General features: G+C 40.5%; 15 protein-coding genes. 2 read left to right on the forward strand and 13 right to left on the reverse strand.

All coding sequences use genetic code 11. The annotated features are described in order from the left end of the window. Nucleotides 1-60 precede the first annotated feature (60 nt). The 9 genes from ACTQ50_RS17660 to guaA form a co-directional block, all read right to left on the reverse strand. Nucleotides 61-756, reverse strand: a complete 696-nt coding sequence (locus ACTQ50_RS17660) for an ArdC-like ssDNA-binding domain-containing protein (protein WP_441485287.1) — start codon at nucleotides 754-756, stop codon at nucleotides 61-63. A gap of 161 nt (nucleotides 757-917) precedes the next feature. Further along, nucleotides 918-1,889, reverse strand: coding sequence for a replication initiation protein (locus ACTQ50_RS17665; protein ID WP_215725348.1), 972 nt, complete (start codon nucleotides 1,887-1,889; stop codon nucleotides 918-920). A gap of 88 nt (nucleotides 1,890-1,977) precedes the next feature. Beyond that, nucleotides 1,978-2,562, reverse strand: coding sequence for a hypothetical protein (locus ACTQ50_RS17670; RefSeq protein ID WP_441485288.1), 585 nt, complete (start codon nucleotides 2,560-2,562; stop codon nucleotides 1,978-1,980). Between the two features lie 273 nt (nucleotides 2,563-2,835). Then, a complete protein-coding gene (locus tag ACTQ50_RS17675) occupies nucleotides 2,836-4,449 on the reverse strand; it encodes a DNA primase family protein (RefSeq protein ID WP_441485289.1) in 1,614 nt (537 codons plus the stop codon). Between the two features lie 568 nt (nucleotides 4,450-5,017). After that, complete coding sequence (locus tag ACTQ50_RS17680) at nucleotides 5,018-6,484, reverse strand: TniQ family protein (protein WP_441485290.1); 1,467 nt, start codon at nucleotides 6,482-6,484, stop codon at nucleotides 5,018-5,020. Then, nucleotides 6,481-7,500 (reverse strand): AAA family ATPase, encoded by a 1,020-nt coding sequence (locus ACTQ50_RS17685; RefSeq protein WP_441485291.1) that lies wholly within the window; start codon nucleotides 7,498-7,500, stop codon nucleotides 6,481-6,483. Before ACTQ50_RS17685 ends, ACTQ50_RS17680 begins: the two co-directional genes overlap by 4 nt. A 257-nt stretch (nucleotides 7,501-7,757) precedes the next feature. Beyond that, a complete protein-coding gene (locus ACTQ50_RS17690; protein WP_154580668.1) occupies nucleotides 7,758-9,584 on the reverse strand; it encodes a Mu transposase C-terminal domain-containing protein in 1,827 nt (608 codons plus the stop codon). After that, nucleotides 9,571-9,918 (reverse strand): hypothetical protein, encoded by a 348-nt coding sequence (locus tag ACTQ50_RS17695; RefSeq protein WP_154580669.1) that lies wholly within the window; start codon nucleotides 9,916-9,918, stop codon nucleotides 9,571-9,573. Before ACTQ50_RS17695 ends, ACTQ50_RS17690 begins: the two co-directional genes overlap by 14 nt. Nucleotides 9,919-10,578: 660 nt before the next feature. Further along, the gene (guaA, locus tag ACTQ50_RS17700; RefSeq protein WP_441485292.1) at nucleotides 10,579-12,156 is read right to left on the reverse strand and encodes a glutamine-hydrolyzing GMP synthase; all 1,578 of its coding nucleotides are present in this window, start codon (nucleotides 12,154-12,156) and stop codon (nucleotides 10,579-10,581) included. A gap of 302 nt (nucleotides 12,157-12,458) precedes the next feature. Here guaA and ACTQ50_RS17705 point away from each other — a divergent pair, with 302 nt between their 5' ends. Continuing rightward, a complete protein-coding gene (locus ACTQ50_RS17705; RefSeq protein ID WP_441485293.1) occupies nucleotides 12,459-14,246 on the forward strand; it encodes an ABC transporter ATP-binding protein in 1,788 nt (595 codons plus the stop codon). Beyond that, nucleotides 14,243-15,988 carry an ABC transporter ATP-binding protein gene (locus tag ACTQ50_RS17710; RefSeq protein ID WP_441485294.1) on the forward strand — a complete coding sequence of 582 codons (1,746 nt, stop codon included), beginning with the start codon at nucleotides 14,243-14,245 and terminating at the stop codon, nucleotides 15,986-15,988. The genes ACTQ50_RS17705 and ACTQ50_RS17710 overlap by 4 nt, the downstream gene beginning before the upstream one ends. A gap of 90 nt (nucleotides 15,989-16,078) precedes the next feature. Here the strand turns inward: ACTQ50_RS17710 and ACTQ50_RS17715 are convergent, their stop codons facing one another. The 4 genes from ACTQ50_RS17715 to ACTQ50_RS17730 all read right to left on the reverse strand — a co-directional run. After that, nucleotides 16,079-17,623 (reverse strand): alanine/glycine:cation symporter family protein, encoded by a 1,545-nt coding sequence (locus ACTQ50_RS17715; protein WP_441485295.1) that lies wholly within the window; start codon nucleotides 17,621-17,623, stop codon nucleotides 16,079-16,081. Between the two features lie 519 nt (nucleotides 17,624-18,142). Further along, entirely contained in the window at nucleotides 18,143-19,549 is a 1,407-nt protein-coding gene (locus tag ACTQ50_RS17720) for a VirD4-like conjugal transfer protein, CD1115 family (RefSeq protein ID WP_441485296.1), read from the reverse strand. A gap of 96 nt (nucleotides 19,550-19,645) precedes the next feature. Further along, entirely contained in the window at nucleotides 19,646-20,170 is a 525-nt protein-coding gene (locus ACTQ50_RS17725) for a ClpP family protease (protein WP_441485297.1), read from the reverse strand. Between the two features lie 268 nt (nucleotides 20,171-20,438). After that, nucleotides 20,439-20,664, reverse strand: a 226-nt coding sequence (locus ACTQ50_RS17730; RefSeq protein ID WP_441485298.1) for a hypothetical protein, incomplete at its 5' end; no start/stop codon positions are given.

The raw sequence follows: 20,664 nt of genomic DNA on the forward strand, positions 1-20,664 counted from the left end.
GGGAAAACCTGATAATAGCGTATCTGATAATGCTCATCTTTTTTACAAGAAAGTGAGGATTTATGGAAAATAATTTAAAAGATCAACATTACAAAAACATGGGTATAAGGCTTCAACTTCTTTTGTATCTCTCCGAACTTTTCTTTCTTCCATTTCCTCTGGATTGTGAAGAAGAGAATGTGCAATTTCATGCAGAAGTGTCTTAATCGTCTGCAATTCACTCATGCCCTCACAAACAACAATTTTCTTCTCTAATGGAGCATAGTAACCTTTTACACTACCTTTAGGTTTCGTGTAGCTTACCGGGCACGTAGAAGTGGCGATAATGGCATTTAATAGTCTTTCATAGTCAGGAACATTACCTGTAAGTTCTTCAATGCCAAATTGTACTTCTTCTGTATTCGGAATCTGTATAGTCTGTGATAAATCAAATACGGATGTAGTACGAAAGAAAATACGCTTTTCTTCTTCTCCTGTCTCTTCGTTTACTTTTGTATACGTGCATGGGGCAATAATGCGGATAGCCTTTTCCCCACGCTTTACAATACGATTGAAAGATGTCTTCCAGTTACTATATCCAGTGACAAAGGATGCCTGTGGACATTGTGTAGCAATAAGAATACAGTTATTAAAACTGTAATTATGAAATTTACTCATGATTCTAAGTAAAGAAGCGTATTTCTCACTTGTAAAATATTCTTCTACTCCATTTTTTAAGCGTTCTTCGATTTCCTGTAACTGTTCTTTTCTTGTCATAACAAATCTCCTTTTCAATGTGCGAATTTTTATATCTATATACGCACTCGCCATGCTGCCATAGCAGCATTTATTCAAGGATTAAAAAAGAGAAAAGCCCCAGAGCATCTGGCAATACACTCTGGGGCTAAATCATTCATAAACATATCATGACAAAAAGATTATTTTATTTGTTCCACTTCCTCTACAAAGCGAATAAACTTCTTATTATTCATATACAAAGAATAAAATCTAGTCTGAATCTCTTTCAGTTTTTCTTTGTCTATGTACTGCCCCTCCTGCTCAATAAAAATTTCTTCCTGTGTCAGAAAATGAATATAATAATACTTTATCCTGTTATTATACTTTGTCTTCCTGAACAGTTCTTCATGTATTCCACACTCATCTTGTATTGGGGGCAGCATCTTTATCATCTTGCTCTGGCTCGTCTCCTGTAATGCTGGTCGCAATACCTTTTTCTCAAAAGACGTTCTGTTAAAATGCTGTACTCCATCTATCGTCTGTGTGTAGTCAGACTTGGAAAGACCGAACACCTCTTTTAAATTCTTTGTATGAAACCTTACCTCAGTATTTACCGCATTTACAGGCATATGCAGCGTTTTATCATACTTTTGTCTAGTTCGCAATTCCAGATAAAGACAAAGACTGTTTTTCGACGTAAAATTCATAATGTCCTCTACAGAATATTGGAAATAATCTCGTTTCATATTTGCCCCGGTCACTCTGTCAACATGGGTAAAATACTTTATAAATGCCGGATTCAATGCAACTACAGTAAAGTCATTATTTGCGTACACTCCTGTAAATAAAAAATCTGTAATCTCAGGCTGTCCGTATATTTTCACTGTTACCTTACTGAGTGATATAATATTTCTGTACTCTCTACGCATCACTCCGGCAAAAGAAGATGGTGTTTTATCCTTTCTTTCTAATCTGTATTTTGCCACCTCATTGTCGATAAAAACCAACTGATAAGGTACTTTGCTTCGCCAGTCTATATGTTCTAACAGGATAAAGAATAACTTTATCTGCATTAAACTCATCTTGGGAAATACTTCTTTCAAAGCCTTTACAAGTGGTTTTCTCATTGCAACAGAAGATTGAATAACATTACTGCATCGTAAATTTTCCATAATTCACATCCTTACACATGGTTTTCTTCTAAGGATTGATTATATCAGAAAATCTTACAATGCAGTAACTTTTCTTTCTATTCGCTTTTTACACAGCCCAAGGTAACTGTTCTTCCATAAGAATCTGCTCAATCACTGATGGAAGTCTGTCTTTTGTCGTAAACAGAAATGTACAGCCATATTTTTTTACAAAATCCTCCATCTTGTTCAACATCTCCTGACCGCACTCTTCCTCACTACCATATTTTTTTAAATGCCTAAAATCCTCTTCACATTTGACCGCATCATCTGCAATCACAATATAAAGTTTTACCCCCATATTTCTGGCTCTCATACATTCTCGTTCAAAGCGGTATCTACGTCCAAATCTGCCGCTCAATAAATTAGATTGCAGTTCTCTACAGTTCAGCTTTACATCAACACTAATTGTATACGTACCATATGTATCCTGTGGCTGTAACTTGATATTCTTACTCTTATGTGTGTCAAAAAACTTATTGCTTGTATAAATTTCATGTTCACGATTCTTAAACATATCCATACACCGAGTTGTCATAACACAATAATCTCCTACTGGCAATTTAAGTCTCACCAGTGAATGACCGTTTTTCTGTAACGCATCCTCTTCTGGGTGATAACCCGGTTTCTGCTTTGTATCTGCTAAAATAATCATGTATAATTCCTCCAATAAAAATTTCCGTTCTACAGAGAAAAAGTGGATGATACAAAAAATACCACAATACCATTTTTTAGCTACAATGTTATATTATATTTATATTTTTTATTTCTGTTATACACTTAGTCTTAAAAAAATGGTATTTCTTTAAAAAGTGGTATATCCAGTGCCAGCCTTTACATTCAGCGTACCACTTTTCATCCACATTTCCTGTATCTCATAAAAAATGGTATAAAATGCCGGTCACCCCGGCATTTTATACTTATATTTCTATTTTCTAACAATACCTCTGTAACTTGCTTTCAATGATGGACAACATTTCTTCGCTCTATCAGCACCCTTGTATGTCTGACTGTACCAGTCTTCTAACTTGTACTCATCAATCAGCCATTCTGGTTTGTCCATGCGATTTGCAGAAGCTACTTTTGCATTTTTGTCACTACATTCCCACATATCATTATCTTTCAATGCAATCAACAAATCTTTGATAAATGTATTTCGTGACTGTGGACTGCCGGATGGAATGTATCTATCAAACCATGCTCTGTACAGACTGTACAAAAATGTAAATGGCACTAAATCCCACTGCAACTGCGGAAGAATTTCATTGACAAACTGCAAGATTGGGTCATTAAATTCTTTGTATTCTTCCAGTGCATCCTTACAAACATCTGGTGTAGAAAGCTCATAATAATCCATATTCAATACTTTGTACAATACATACTCAAGTACCTCTGTACGTTTTAAGTAATCCTGTTTGATATATTTTCTTTCAACCCCTGTAAAACACTTTGTAAATGGAATGAAAAGCTGTCTTCTGAAAAAACTATCCGACTTATCTTTGACGCGTGGCATCTCGTTCAAACACTGTACCATGAAACCTCTAAACCTAAATGAAATCGGCTGTTTAAACTTTCTGTTAATCTGAATTACATCACCTGTGACAATCGCTTTTAAATTTGCTGCCTTATCAATATATGTACCAACATCGTTCTCATCTACAATGATTGCAGATGCTCCAACCAACGGTTCTAATAAAAATTCTTTTCCCATATCTTCAAGTTTAATAGATTTATAACTTCCCTCACCGCAAAGCTGTCTCATCAGTTCACATAAAGTACCTTTTCCATTGTTACCAGACTCAGAGTAAAACCATGCGGATTTATTCCATGGTACATTTTGTCTGATAATAGCACCTAAAATCTGCCAGAGAACCTCTACAACTTCCTTATCATCAGATAAATCATTCATCCAGCTTTCCACATCCCAATCTGTACCATCATCAGGATTATGAATCGTAATATTCTTTGCATTTGGATTATAATTTACTTTCGACTTCGTAAGAAACACTTTATCAGGTGTAAATGGCAGCAACGTCTTTGTATCAAAATCAAAGATTCCATTGTTGACTGCAATCAGATTTGGTTCTGTACAAGGGTATACATTTGATGCATCGAGTTTGATTTTATTTAAAACTTCATTGATTCCTCTTTGTGTAATCGAATTATTAAGCCTCACAATAATTTTCTTTAAATCATTTTCATCCATAGAGTATGTCCCAGCTTTTTCTCCATCCTCGATATAAATTGCAAGAGGACTATAAGCTGATTCTGCCAATCCATCAAAACATACATTTACAATGTGATACTTTTTCAGTAACAACTGTGCAATTCCCCAGTCAGACAAAACTACTGGAATCCTGAGTTTATTATCTTTTGATGTATAACAATTATACATTGCAATTTCATTTCTAAGATTCATCAAACATTCTGCTTCCATTTCCTCTTCTTCTGGCAAAACAGGATTTGTTTTAATGTAATCACCAATCACCTCTCGCATAATTTCATTCATATTACGTGGAATAGTAACTGTTTTATTATCCATAATGGATACCTTCCTTTCTTAATTTCTATATTTATAAAAAAAGGACGAGCAACAAACGTAGAGATAGCATAAGAAACTCATCCTAATCTTCTACATCTGTTGCCCGTCCAAATTCTAATTCAAAGTCTATTTCAAGTCTATTTCAAAAACTATATCTTTCGATATATAATCCATTGTTTGTGACACTTCTGACTACTTGCTGTCACCACACCACAGTCCTAAAACTCCACCATGCGGGACTGAGGGGCACACATGGTTTCACTGTACGAAATCTTTCAGATGTTTTTATTTAGTTGTATCATCAAAAGCAGCTTTTTTCTTTCTCTCTCTTGACTATGCCATGATTATAAAACATTCTGAAAAGTTCGTCTATTGCCAAAACTTACAAACTTATGTCTATGCCATATCATAAATCACCCCTTTTTTTGCCCTCAAAATGATGCCATTTCATTTATGGCAGTACCAGCATTTACAATAATCCTTTGTGCAATTTGACGAATCATTTTTAAAATTTCTTTTCTCCAATATTATTTTATAAATATAATATGAAAAGCAAGCTATTTTATCTCTATATTTCGATTGTACTCTTAATTTTTTCTGCCACTTCCTTTTCTGTTTCATAAATCAAATATGGGAAACACTGCTGCAAATTCGTTTTTCGTAGATTTGTCAGTTCTCTTATTCTTTTCCAGTTTAATTCATCTCCATTCTTCAACACTTCCTGTACCGCCCACACGACTTTTCTAGCCCAGTATCTAGGATACTCTTCTTTATATTTTTGTATCTCTAAGCGGCATAAAGGTAACTGGCACATTCTTTTTGATGGCAACCCTAACGCTTTTGTAACTGCATACTCTGTTACACGTCCCGGCTTTCCATTCTGTGATTTATCTTCCCTTATCCCATAAATAGCAGTCTTTACAAGTGGTAAAGTTTCCCTGTCAATCTTTTTCCAGTCACTTCCTTTCTTTTTACTCTGAACATTCTGTTTCCCTATATTATCTTTCTTATATTTTTTGTAGCGTCCTTCTCCAATGCATTTTACAGTATCATAAGAACCGCCAAGCATTTTTGCAATCTCTGGATATTTCATGCCCTGTTCGTGCAACTGATAAATACGCTGTTCATATTCTTCTATCTGACTGCTTTCTGGTAGCTTTCTGTTTACCAGCTTTTCAGGCTTCACACCTAAAAACATTGCCAGCATACAGACATCCTGCAATCTGTATCTATCGTTGGTAAAAACTTTCTGTATTTGCCAAAGCTCTGTAAAATCGTTGTCCTGTAAATCTCGATAATACCTTGTAAAATCCTGATGTAACTTTCCTATATTTCGCTGTTCTCCACGTAAAGAAAGATACTCTGTCCCTTGCATCTGCATATGAAGAAATTCCCCCACGGATACTTGATTTTCCATGTCTATATCTGTCTGAAACACGTTTATTATGTACTGTGCCAGTTTTAATTCCAACTCATTATTGCAACTTATAACTTCCTGTGTTTCTGGAATTGCTTCTTCTGCCGGGGTAAATGCCGGAGTCGCTTTTCCACTCACAAGTACCTCTGTAGCTTGCAGATAACATCTGTGTTGTGGACACACTTTAACTCCCTGAATCTGCCCTGTTCTATGCCAGTACGTTTCCCCATATTGCTGTCTGTCCCTTTCTGCACAAACTGGACAATATCTCAGATATTTTGACTTTTTTCTCACTGGTATCGCAAGAAGATTACTATGTTTTCCATCTCTCCTGACAAGTGAGTGAAAAGCGTCTTTTCTTCTTTGATACGGTAAAAACATAGCGTATGCCGGAAACATCGTATGTTTTCTTACAAGAGTTTCCATAGATGCACCAAGTACATCTATGACCTCTTTTTTATAAGCATTGACTAAAAGAACATCTGGTCTTACTTTTGGATTTTGAAACAGTTCCTCGGATGCAGCACGATAGATTAAATGCCCTGACCTTGCATAATATCTGCTTAAAACACTGTATAGTAGCTCATCGTCATACAGTTCCGGCATAAAACCAATCATACAATCACCTCCACTTGCACATATTCTTTAAGAAGCTCTACAATATCTGTCTTCTCTTTCTTTGCCTGTTTTACTAAGGTCTGGATTAAGTTTTCCTGTATTTCTTCTGTAGTCTTGGAAACTGCTTTTTCTTCCTGTTTACTTACACAGGATTTCTTTTTCGTTTTTCTTCCTCTACTACACTGTACGGTCGGCTGGATATAGTCATGTAACATTCCCATTCTCTGCTCATAGGCTTCTTGTAAAACCGACATATCAAGGCTTTCCTTTTGGTTTAGAATAGCGATTTCTTGTGCATCGTGTACAAGCGAAACTGCAATACTGATTATCCCGGCACTGTGTTCATAAAGCCATCTGACAATCCCATCTGTAAGTTCTGTATGATGCTTCACATATTGATAGCGAAACAAGGTATCACACACTTTATAGAAATAGGCATCATACGGCAATGCCGTGTATTTTAATCCCAGACTTCTACGTGCTAACTGCATTGCCTGTCCAAAGAAAATCTCACTCTCAGGAGTTCCTATCATTCCTATACTGATTCCACTATTATTGATTAACTGTGTCAGAGAACCTATTAAACTTTTGCCATTCTTGCTGTTTACTACATTCTGGATTTCATCAATAATCAGTAACCCAACGTGATTTAAACAAACCTGACTGACAGACCCAATGAGCATATCTATTGTAGCTCTTGCCCTCAGTGCATTTTTGTAATACGTTGTTTCCAGTTCACCATCGACTTTTCTCAAAATTTCCAGCAACATTCCTTTTACAGAACTATCATAAGGACATTGTACGGTGATACATGGGATGATTTTTACATAAGGTTCTTCTAAGTAAATTATCTGATTTGCCATGATAAGATTTAAGGCTCTGGAAATAGCAGAAGACTTTCCTATACCACTTGTACCAATGATTGTGAAGCTGTCAGAACCGCCAATAATGCCACTGTATTCCTGATTTCCACGGCTGTTCGTTGCTTCATTCATATTTCTTTTATTGCTGTTCATCTGCTGTACCGCCAGCTTTGTTCCTTTTTTCTGTAAAGAACGCAAAATTGCCAGATACAGTTTACTGTAGATTTCTGTGGACATCTGGGATGGAAGATAAATGTTGTACAAATCAGAAAGTTTCATCAAGCGTTCTGCATCTGAACCATTCCGGCATACTTCTTCCTCATATACCGGAAGAATAGACATTTTCTGTATCAATTCTTCTCCTGATAACATCTCAGGCAGTTTTTCAATCAATCTCATCGCATCAAACATTATTCTTCACACTCCTTTACATAATCTTTATGGATACGGTTCTGCTCTTTCTTTCGATTGTTCCGTATATCCTTTAGTCTCAGCGATTTTTGCGGCATTGCCATATTGACTACATTCTCTATATTTCTTGCAAGCTGTACCTGTGCCTGTAAACTTGCTTCACTTCCTGTCTGGATTCTCTCTCTTGTCTTTGTCTGTATTTCCTGTACGGTTTCCAGATTTACTCCATCAAATCGGCTCTCTATCAGTTCAAACTTCACATACCGACCAGATTTTTCTATCATCCATACATTCGATACATCATCTGGATTATAAGCGACTGTAACCTCACCGCCTGTCAGATACTTTTCTGTATAATTATCATGTCGGTATCTTAATTTATTTACCCTAAGTCCAAACCTGCTGAATCTTCCTGTCGTCCGTGGCATCAGGCACATGATAAGTTCTTCTTTTGATACGGTTAGAAGATTTGCTCCGACCTCTTTTTTCCCATAATTCCATATCTCACTTGCATATGGATTTATCTTCTTTTCCAGCATTTCTTTTGTAAAAGGGAAGTTTTCTAATGTTCTGGAAGTATTGTAATAAATGATGCAGTACAGGAGAATCTTTTCAAACTGTTCCAACGTCAGACACGCATCTTTTCTATAATCATGCGAACCTCTTTCCTGAAAGTCTGGTTCTATCACACCTTTTCCCTTTAGATATGGTTTATAGATACTCTGTATCACATCAAAGAACTTTTCTACAGAACCTTTGAGTTCCGGGCGGTACGCTGGAAGATTGATGATAGATACTCCAAGGTCTGTTAGCTGCTCAAAATTCTCAGATGCATACTCCGCACCTTTATCTGTAACAAGTGTTCCCGGAAGTTCTTTACAATTCCAGTCTTTTTCTGTGATGTCGATTCCATATTTTCTACAATGCTCCACCTTATCAGTTATCACATTCAGCATAAGTCCTCTCAGGCTGTAGATGCCACCCTCCCAGCCTAACGAATAACCACAACATATGGAACTGTACGCATCAATACAGGCTGTTAAAACAGGTCTTCCAATCAATTCTCCACGTTCATTTACAAGGTATATATCGCAAATAGTAGAATCCAACATAGCCATTCCTATACTGCTGGCAAACTCCTGTACTCCCTGACCTAACAATGGTCTTCTGTTCCTTTGATATTTTTTCACTCCCTCTCTGGAAATGTAGAAATTTTGCTGCTTCTTTGTCTTTTTATAGAAATATCGGAACTGATGAATGGATGGATGTGGTAACAATGTACCCTCTGCATCTGTATACTTCTCTTTCAGCATCATTGTGTAAGCTGTTGTCAATGTATTCTGGTTCTTTGTGTAAAAGAATTTGTTCAAAGACCATCGCATTATCTTTTCATCTCTGCTCAGTTCTTTTTCTTTCTTTTCTTTCGGGGCAAGTACAGAAATATCCTGATAAACCAAGTATAAACAGAGTGTATTTCGTATTGTCTGTTTGCTGTAATTCTTTAATTCTGCGATTGACCGTATCATCCGGCTGCGTTCTTTTTCATCCCCGATAAAAGGCAAAATCCCGGCTATTAGTGCATAATGTTCCTGTATGTACTTTGATGTAGTGGATAATGCTGTATCTGTTTTCGATGGATAAATGTTGGTGATTTCCCACAATTCCTGTTCTGTCACTGACTTCCAGTCCTTAAACTGTTCTTTGTCTTTCCATTGCGGCATCGTCCTTTTTATACAGTCAATTACAAGAAATGAAGATTCTTTTACTTCTAATATTCTGATAATCTTTGTATTATCCTGACTTCCTAAAATCTTATTCTTCTCCATCAATTACCAGCCCCCAATCCTGTACACCAAGTTTTAACCAATATACCCGGCTTGCATCCAAGAGTTTCACGGTCATAGGTTTCATAAGATATTTTTCCTCTACACACTCCCTCACCATGAGATGGTTTCCTGTTTTCTTACACACAAAATCAGAAGTGTATTCTCCTATTTCCAGACCGTCTAGTAATACATTACATTGTATTTCCTTTATCTCCTGATTTTCTTCCAGCATATCCAGATACTTTTTCTGTATCTCGCTGTACAGTCTGCATACATCTTCACTTTTGCTGACTGATACCTTTTCACAACGTCCTTTGTAATTCTTTTTCCGCATAGTGCTTCTCCTTTCCCAAAAAGAGAGAACTTTTCCCAAAAAAGGATGTTTTTCTCCCAAAAATGAATTGATTTTCCCAAAAACGAATCCTTTTTCCCAAAAATAAAGGCTATTTTCCCAGAAAGAGCTGATTTTCTCCCAAAAAGAGAACCTCACTCCCAAAAATGACTTGTTCTGTTCCTGAAAATCTCATAAGTTACAAAATTGCACTCGCATTTTTTATTACAGAAAAATAAGAACTTTTTCTTCCCAAAAAGGAGAAATACATTTTCTAAAAAAGAAAAATAAATTTCCCAAAAACAAAGAGTTCTTTCCCAAAAAGAGAGTTTTTCTTCCCAAAAACAAGGATTTTTCCTGTTTTCACTTTTGGGAATTTTCAAGCCTGTTTCTGTAAAGCCTTTATTTATGCGGTTTCTGACGGATTTCAATTTTCCCAAAAATCACTTTTAGAAAAAACACTATGTTCATTAACACACTCCATTATCCACTTTTTCGCACTTTCTATTATCCAGTAATAGTGAACTACTTTCCCCACAACACCACTCTTTTCTCCCACAAAAAAAGGCTCCGAACCTACTATGTAGATTCAGAACCTTAAAGTGTATAGATTATTCATTTTTACAAAAAACTGAATAATAAGGTTTGCGAACAAACATTTCATTACTCAAACTCAATCGTTCCCGGTGGCTTGCTGGTCAGATCGTAGAATACGCGGTTTACCCCTTTTACTTCATTGATGATACGGTTCATCACCTTATTCAACACCTCATACGGAATCTCGGATGATTCTGCGGTCATGAAGTCGATGGTCTTTACGGCACGAAGTGCTACTGCATAATCGTATGTTCTGAAATCACCCATAACGCCTACGCTTCGCATATTGGTAAGGGCTGCAAAGTACTGGTTCGGCATCCAGGATGGCTCTTTGCCGGTCTCTTCTTTGTAAGAAGCGGCGGCTTTGTCAATCTCTTCGCGGTAGATGAAATCGGCGTCCTGTACAATGCGGACTTTCTCAGCGGTTACTTCACCGATGATACGGATTCCAAGTCCCGGACCTGGGAATGGCTGACGGAATACCAGCTTCTCCGGAATTCCAAGCTCCAGTCCGGCTTTTCTTACCTCGTCTTTGAAAAGATCGCGAAGCGGCTCAATGATCTCTTTGAAGTCAACATGCTTTGGAAGTCCACCTACATTGTGGTGAGACTTAATTACTGCGGACTCTCCGCCAAGGCCACTCTCTACCACATCCGGATAGATGGTTCCCTGTGCCAAGAAGTCAACCGCACCGATCTTCTTCGCTTCCTCTTCAAAGATACGGATAAATTCCTCGCCGATGATCTTACGTTTTGCCTCTGGCTCGGTAACTCCTGCAAGTTTATCATAATATCTCTGCTGTGCATTTACACGGATAAAGTTCAGGTCAAACTGTCCATTTGGACCAAATACGCCTTCTACTTCGTCTCCCTCATCTTTACGAAGAAGACCGTGGTCTACGAATACACAGGTCAGCTGTTTGCCAATCGCTCTGGAAAGAAGTCCTGCTGCCACAGAAGAATCAACACCGCCGGACAGCGCCAGAAGTACCTTGCCATCGCCTACTTTCTCACGGATTTCCTGGATCGTGTGCTCAACAAAGGCATCCATTTTCCAGTCTCCGGCACATTCGCACACACCCAGTACGAAATTGGATAACATAGTCTTTCCTTCTACTGTGTGAAGAACTTCCGGATGGAACTGGATCGCGTACAGCTTCTTCTCTGCATTCTCTGCAACTGCTACCGGACAGTCTGCTGTATGTGCAGCAATCTCAAATCCCGGAGCCTGTTTGGAAATGTAATCGGTATGGCTCATCCAGACAATTGTCTTCTCTGATACCCCTTTGAAAATTCTGGAGTCTGTTTTATCAACCAGCAGCTCTGTCTTGCCGTATTCGCTGACGTCTGCTTTCTCAACTTTACCGCCCAGCACATGCATCATAAGCTGTGCGCCATAGCAAAGTCCAAGCACCGGAATACCAAGCTCAAACAGTTCCTTCTGGTAAGTAGGTGAATCCGCCTCGTAGCAGCTGTTCGGTCCGCCAGTAAGAATGATTCCCTTCGGATTCATGGCTTTGATCTTCTCAAGATCGGTCTTGTAAGAATAGATTTCGCAATATACGTTACATTCTCTGACACGTCTTGCAACCAGCTGATTGTACTGACCACCAAAATCAATGACAATAACTAATTCTTTCTTCAAGGTTTTCCTCCTGTTTTTCCCTATAAAGTCTCATTGGAATCGTTACTGTCCCCTGGAAAAAGTTTCCGAGTAAACAGTAACCTTGAATCTTCTTTCCATTATAAATGAGTATCCCAACTTTTACAACGGCAAATTTCCTTCGCAGTATAAAATTTTTGCAGCATTGTTGATAAATATTCTCCACAAATCTCATTGCTAAAAGGAGCCATTATGCTATTATGTAATTGAAACAATTGTTAGTTTATTCTAATATTTTCAATGGGATTTGTTGCCTATAAATACAATTTCAAGAGGTGAACCAAATGGAAAAGAAAAATGAAAAACAACCAAGCCTGCTAAAACAGCTATTTGTTTTTGCGGGCAGCTACAAGTACTTAAGCATTCTTTCCGTGATTTTTGCCGGGATCAGTGCTCTGATCGCACTTGTGCCATTTTATTACATCTGGCGGATCATGCAGGAAGTGCTTCGCGTGAAGCTTGATTTTTCCCAGGCTGAGGGAATCTCCTCCTATGGCTGGCACGCAGTAGGCTTTGCCCTCCTTGGCATGCTTCTGTACATCGTGGCTCTGATGTGCTCCCATATTTCCGCCTTCCACGTGCAGGCTTCCATGCGGACCATTATGATGGAACACATTATGACCTTGCACCTTGGCTACATAGAAACCGAAGGCAGCGGAAAGATCCGCAAGATCGTCACCGATTCCAGTGCTGCCACAGAGACCTACCTGGCACACAACCTTCCGGACAAAGCAGTCTCCGCAGTGACACCAGTGGGACTTCTTATTATGATGTTTCTTTTCGACTGGAGACTTGGTCTGATCTGCCTGATTCCGGCTGCTCTTGGCTTCGTTTTCATGAGCACCATGATGGGAAAAGATATGGAAAAAAGTATGAAGGAATACCAGAATTCCCTGGAAGTGATGTCCTCCGAAGCAGTGGAATATGTCCGTGGAATCCCAGTTGTAAAAACCTTTGGACAGTCCGTTTTCTCCTTCAAACGCTTCAAGGCAGCCATTGACGATTATGAGAAATGGACCATCGATTATACCAAACGGATGATGAAACCAATGATCGGTTTTACCACCGCTGTAAACTCCACTTTTGCCTTCATTATCGTTGCGGCATACCTCCTGGGAGGCAAAGAAATCACAACGGATTTCGGTCTGAATCTGTTCTTTTATATCATCATCACTCCGATTCTGACCACCACTTTAATGAAGCTTGCCTATGCCGGCGAAGCACAGCTCCAGGTAAAAGATGCCCTCATGCGTATGGGCCAGCTGATGGAAAAAGAGCCTCTTCCGGAAACTGCAAATGGGCAGGTTCCAAAGGACAGCTCCATCACTCTTGACAATGTTGTTTTCGCCTACGAAGGCGCTTCCAAGAACGCCATCGACCACATTTCCCTGAAGGTAAAACCAGGCCAGCACATTGCCTTTGTAGGACCTTCCGGCGGTGGAAAAACCACCCTGGCATCCCTTGTTGCAAGGTTCTGGGATGTAAAAGAAGGCAGTGTAAAAATCGGCGGCGTCAACGTAAAAGACATTACCAGCAGCGAGCTTATGAACCAGATTTCCTACGTTTTCCAGGACAGCAAGCTGCTGAAAATGTCCATTCTGGATAACGTGCGGATCAGTAAACCGGAAGCCTCCGAAGCAGAGGTTCTGAAGGCTTTAAAGGACGCCCAGTGCATGGATATTATCGAAAAATTCCCGGATGGGATCCACACCATGATCGGTGCAAAAGGCCTCTATGTTTCCGGCGGTGAAGCACAGCGTCTTTCCATTGCCAGGTCCTTTTTGAAGAACGCTCCGGTGCTGATCCTGGACGAAGCAACCGCTTTCGCCGACCCGGATAACGAACAGAAAGTACAGGCTGCTTTCGACAATCTTTCCAAGGATAAAACCGTAATTATGATCGCCCACAGGCTTTCCACCATCACAAATGCAGACTGTATTTACGTGCTGAAGGATGGCAAAATTGCAGAAAGCGGACGCCATGACCAGCTTCTTCAGAACCAAGGTGTTTACGCCCACATGTGGGAGGAATACAACAAATCAGTAAACTGGAAGGTAGGTAGTGCATTATGAATTTAATCGAAAAAATAAAGCATAAATACGCCCTTTCCGAACAGGGTGCCAGAGATATGATAAAGGCGATCACAGCCGTTACCCTTTCCAATCTTACGTTTATGTTTCCGGTAGGACTTCTTTATCTCCTGGCCGAAGACATTTTAAACGGCTCTTTTGACAGGTCAAAATTTCCCCTTTATATCGGCGGAATCCTTGTCATACTGCTGCTGATCGTCCTCACCACCTATTTTCAGTACATCTCCACCTTCCTCTCTACTTATGTAGAAAGCGGTGTGCGAAGACGTACCCTGGCAGAAAAACTTCGAAAAATTCCACTGTCTTTCTTTGGAAAAAAGGATCTGTCAGACCTTACCAACACCATCATGGGCGACTGCGCTTGGCTGGAAACCGCATCCTCACATTTTATTCCGGAGCTGATCGGTTCCATGATCTCTACTACTTTGGTCATGATCAGCCTGTTTTTCTTTAATGTGCCTATGACCATTGCAGCCGTATGGGTGATCCCGGTTGCCTTTTTCGTAGTCCTTGGCGCAAGGCCTATTTCCCACAGGCTGAACGCCACTGCCATGAAGTACAAATTAGAGTGCATGGACGGCATTCAGGAAGGCCTGGAAACCATGCGTGACCTGAAATCTTACAATGCAACTGCCACCTACATGACTGGCTTAAACAAGAAAATCCAGGCTGTAGAAAAGCATTCTGTTGTAACAGAATTTATCAACGCCTTGTTTGTGTGCTCCTCCCAGATGATCCTGAAACTGGGAATTGGAACCGTAGGACTTACTGGCGGCGTCCTTTTTGTTCAGGGAAAAATCGATGTCCTCACCTTCTTCATGTACCTGCTGGTTGTGTCCAGAATGTACGATCCATTCCAGGTTGCGCTGCAGAATCTTTCCGCGGTTATCTCCACAGATACCCAGTGCAAACGTATGGATGAGATCCTTTCTTACCAGGAACAGACCGGTAAATCCACTATGGATAACAAGGGATATGACATCACGTTCGACCATGTTGCCTTCTCCTATGAGGACGGCGAGCAGGTGTTAAAGGACGTCACTTTCACAGCAAAACAGGGCGAAGTTACCGCTCTTATCGGTCCTTCCGGCGGCGGAAAAACAACCGTTTCCAGACTGGCTGCGCGCTTCTGGGATGCCAATAGCGGACAGATCACGGTAGGTGGAATGAACGTTTCAGACATTGATCCTGAGACACTTCTTTCCCTGTATTCCATTGTTTTTCAGGATGTAACCCTGTTCAATAATACCATTATGGAAAACATCCGGATCGGAAAAAAAGATGCCACAGACGAAGAGGTTATGGCCGCTGCACGCCTGGCTCACTGCGACGAATTTGTGGAAAAAATGCCGGATAAATGGAACAGTATGATCGGGGAAAACGGCTCCGAGCTTTCCGGTGGTGAACGCCAGAGAATCTCCATTGCCAGAGCTTTCCTTAAGGATTCTCCTATTATCCTTATGGACGAGGCAACCGCTTCCCTGGACGTTGACAATGAGTCCCTGATCCAGGAAGCCCTGTCCAAACTGATCCAGAATAAGACGGTTCTGATCATTGCACACCGCATGAGAACCGTTGATGGAGTCGATAAGATCGTGGTATTGAAAGATGGCGTGGTTGCAGAAAGCGGTACTCCGGAAGAGCTGAAAGCGCAGAAAGGTATCTATAAGCATATGATCGATCTGCAGCTTCAGGCGGAGAACTGGAAGTATAAAAACGCATAAATACAACAAAAAGAACTGGAAATTGTCTATATGTTTGCATAGTGCCCACAACATATCCCTCATTTTCCAGTTCTTTTTATCTACTATTCTTTAATGTTTTTCCTTCTTTTTCTCATCCCAATATACGCAGTCATCTCTTCCTACCACGCTGGAATCAAATGGTGTTCCATCATTTTTCTTATAATGCTTTGTAGCCTTAAATACGCATTTCGCACCTACGAAAACAATGGGAACGCTGAAGTACACGATCAGAATATTTCCCAGATCAGAGAACGCCCAAAGGTTTCCAAGCTCCAGTCCTGCAAGGTTGCAGAGGATTCCAAATGCGGCAACAAACAGGGCGATGCAGCGCACAATATTGATGCAGACTGCGTCTTTCCGGATACGGTTTGCTGCAATTTCGGAGAAGCTGATCATTCCCAGAAGACAGGTAAATGCAAACAGTCCAAAACATAAAGTTACCAGGAATGTCATGATCGCATTCATGGAGGTACCTGGTGTAAGCACTGCAATAGACTCTGTAAATTTCGGTAATTTATCAAGTGCAGCCCATGCCTCAGCGCCTTCACCAGTCCAGCAGTGAGCCATAACTACTACGAAACCAGTCAGTGTACAGATCACAATAGTATCCAGGAAAACACCAAGAGAAGCTAGGATTCCCTGCTCGCAAGGATGTTTTGCATCTGCTGCTGCGGCAGACATTGTGATGGTTCCCTGACCAGCCTCGTTTGACATCAGACCTCGTTTCACACCCTGTGCCAAAACCGTTCCCATAGCTCCACCGAAGAATGCCTGTGGCTTAAATGCTCCGCCAAATACGGATGTGAAGAAGTATGGAATCTGTCCCACATTCAGAATGATCAGTACCACTACCACCAGGATATACAGCACTGCCATTACCGGAACCATCATATCGGTCCATTTGGATACCTTTTTGATTCCGCCAAATGCGATCACTGCGGTAAGGATTATGATCAGCGCACCTGCAACATAGTAAAACAGGGAATCTACTGCGATTGTTTTTCCAGTAAGGATCTCCGCTATTCTTCCTACAGAAGAAACTACGTTAAAGCCCTGGGCTGGCAGGCAGCACAGCGCATAAAGGATGTAAAGGACGGACAAAAATACGCCGATTCCAACGCTGTTTCCAAGAAGCTTTCTTCCATAAAATGGGAGTCCGCCTACGAACTCATCGTCTTTTTTCTCCTTAAAGATCTGCGCCAGAACGGCTTCCATATAAGCTACTGCCATTCCGAAAAATGCGGAGATCCACATCCAGAACAGGGCTCCCGGACCGCCTACTGCGATAGCGCCTGTAACACCGATGATATTTCCGGGGCCTACACGCATGGCTGCGCTTAGCAAAAATGCTGCTAGCGGAGTGATTCCAGTCTTGACGGAACGTTTTTCTGTGAGCAGGCGAATGCCCTTTTTGAAATGTGTGACCTGGATAAATCCCAGCTTAATAGTGAAAAAAATGCCGGATCCAAGCAGTACGATAATTGCCAGTGAAATATTTCCCAGAATCGGAATGTTCCGATACCATTCAAAATTCGTAGGAAAATCCCACAACAGATCCGACAGCGGACCTATAAACCCAAATACACCGTTGATTGCCTCAAAAACACCTTGCATACTCATACCTCCCCTTTTTACGATCTGATTTCTGCTTTCCTCGCAAAAAAGTCCTCTTTTTCCTGAAAACTGCCCTCATCCACAATACAACTTTCTTCTGCTGAAGGACTGTTTTCTTCTTACCATTCTTTCAGTAGCTACAAGTTTTCAGATTGTTCGTATGAATCTTCTTGCGATTTGCATCATTACTTTCTATTATACAGAATTTTCCTATGTAGTCTATTGTTTTTTATGGGAGATATATTGCAAAAAGTGTTATATTTTCATTTTTTCGCAGGCATTTTCCAAAATAAACATGTCACTAGCCCGCGCCCTTACTATATCTGAGTTTATAAGTTCTTTAGATTTTCATCATACTTTTTTCAACTCCTTCTCACAGATTCATCACAAATTCCGCGTATATTAATAAACAAATAAAGCGAAAGCTTTTTTACATAGATTAACAATTAACTTTTTCTTTTTCATACTTGCCGGGCCAACAGGTCCGGCCCTCCTTCTTTTTAGGGGTTATATCTGACCTCACTCTTCATCATCTTCTATAGACGCTATGCAAGCCAAGCCATCATCAAATTCTTCTGCCATCCACCTGGCATGCATTTCTTCTGTTTCTTCTTTACTCATCATAGAGTATTTCAGACTGTCAGTAATTGAGTTTTTATTATTTTTTGCACATTTTTCACTATGCCCCTTCGATCTGTCCGGAACGATCTTTCTGGCGCGGAGAAAGGCTTCCAGGTTGAAATTGCGGTTAAAAGAAGGAACCTGTCCTCTTCTGAATAACCAGTTATATCCCACCGGCATATTCAGGATATCGCAAAGTGGTAAATCGCTTCGCTCTGCAATTGCAGCTGCTGTGGCAGTGTCATTTCCTCCCAGGTAAATGTAAGTGTCACAGTTGCTGATAATCGTTTTTCCATCTGCACCGTAGCCTTTTTCCAGCTGTCCCTCAGACTGGACCATCAGCATAGTTGAAATTCCTCTGGAACGGATGGATGAGATCATTCTTGGGAATTCCTCAATGCGGCAGTTCGTTGCAAAATCATCCAGAATAAATCGTACCGGCACTGGGAGTTTAGAGTTTGGACATTTTTCATCAGCGTATCTGCACAATTCATTCATTGCCTGGGTAAAGAACAGGTTGACAAAAGTGTCCATACTTCTGTCAGTGTCACTGACTACCACAAACAGGGCCGTTTTCTTGCGCCCCAGTGAACTGATATCAACCTCATCTTTGCTGAGCATTTTATTTATTTCCTTACTGCTCAGATTTCCCAGTGCAGCAGTGAGCGTAATTAATATGCTGTTAAAAGTCCTGTCACCTGCAACATCTGCCTTGGCGAATTCTCTGCAGGCCCAGCTGCCAGGATACCTCATCTGATGCTCATCCATCATACACTGCAGGGCATTTTTGCCACCTGGTATACGGCTTTCAATTCTTTTCCCTTTGCAAAGAATCTTCAGCACATATTCAAGTCTCCATTCTTCACAAGTTTCCATTATATAACCGATCAGAGACGCCACCAGAAGAGCCGATGCCTCATCCCAGAACGGATCCACGCTCCTTGCACCTGTATGTTTGCTGTTATATACCAGCATATGTGCCATTTTTACAATATCCTGGGAATTTCGGATATATTCCAGAGGATTATATCCTACAGAGCGCTCCGGATTTACAAAATCCAGGCATTTGACTGTATATCCCTGTTTTCTCAGGTAATTTCCATACTGCTTATACAGATTTCCTTTTGGATCAGAAACCACATAACTACCTGTTGCCTGTAAAAGATTTGGAGTTACAATGCTCCGGTTCTTACCGGCTCCACTGCATCCCACTACGAGAACATTGTTATTCAGCTGAGTCTTGTGGCAATCAAGACTGTAATACTGGTCGTCAGCAAGAATCATAGTGTTTTTCTCTGGTAACATAGCATTTCCTCCATATTCTTTTGCAATAAGCTTAACAGTTGTTACCTGCAGGTGCTGTCTTGACAAATATGTTGCTTTTGTCCAAGTGCACCGCAGCTAAATATGTTTTACAATCTTATCACAAATGCCGAAGGCAATGGCCTGTTCTGCATTCATGAAGTTATCGTAAACAGTGCAGCGGTTGATCTCTTCCAGGCTTTTCCCTGTATGTTTCGCAAGGATCCCGTTTACTGTATCCCTGGTCTCCAGGATAGTATCAGAAATACTGCGGATGGAAGAAGCAGTGCCACCGAGTCCTCCGAGAATCCTTGGTTCGTGGATCATCACCTTCCCGTGAGGCAGGATGAACCGGTGCCCTTTTTCTCCTGCTGCCAGAAGAATGGCCACCATGCTGCAGGCTTTTCCCACACAGCATACATCCACCGGAACTTTTGCATTTACGAGAGTGTCGTAAATCATCAGTCCTGCACCAATTTCACCTCCATTGCTGTCGATGATCAGGGTGACTTTTTTCGCTGTATCTTCCATATACAACATCTGGTCTAAAAAGTTTTCCGCAGTCTCTGCATTGATCTCGCCAGTTATGTAAATCCGCCCTTTCATCAAATGGTACGTTTTCAATGAAACCTGGCGAATCCCCCTTGCGTTCTCAATTTCAATCCCTGGAATCCAATTTGTTATGGAAATTCTCCTTTCGTAGTTTGCACAATATTCAGTTTTTAGGTTTCGGCTGCCTTTCCTGGCGCTTTTGCTTTCCTGTCCTCCTTACATTTTTGTATTATATGCGCAGTATTCGTTTTATTTTTCGAATCATCATTCTATTAAAATCCAGGCAACAAAAAATCCCTGCAGCAAATATGTTCCACGTACTGTAAAAATGATCGTCAGTTCATCCCTCTGTTTTTCCATAACATCCAGCAGCACTGCAATACAGGACGCGCAGTAGTCTGGATTTGACCGGATCTTCACAATGAATCAGAAAATGCGGCTCATGTTGAGCCGCATTCAGACTGTAGACAAACTTGGTGTTGGGTGTTATGCCCAGCACCATTTTTCTTTTAAAACTTCTTTTCTTTTTATTTTTTTCAAAATCAACAAAAATCTGGCTGTGTTCC

The organism is Blautia sp. Sow4_E7 (genome assembly GCF_052116245.1).
Classification (GTDB): Bacteria; Bacillota; Clostridia; order Lachnospirales; family Lachnospiraceae; genus Blautia_A.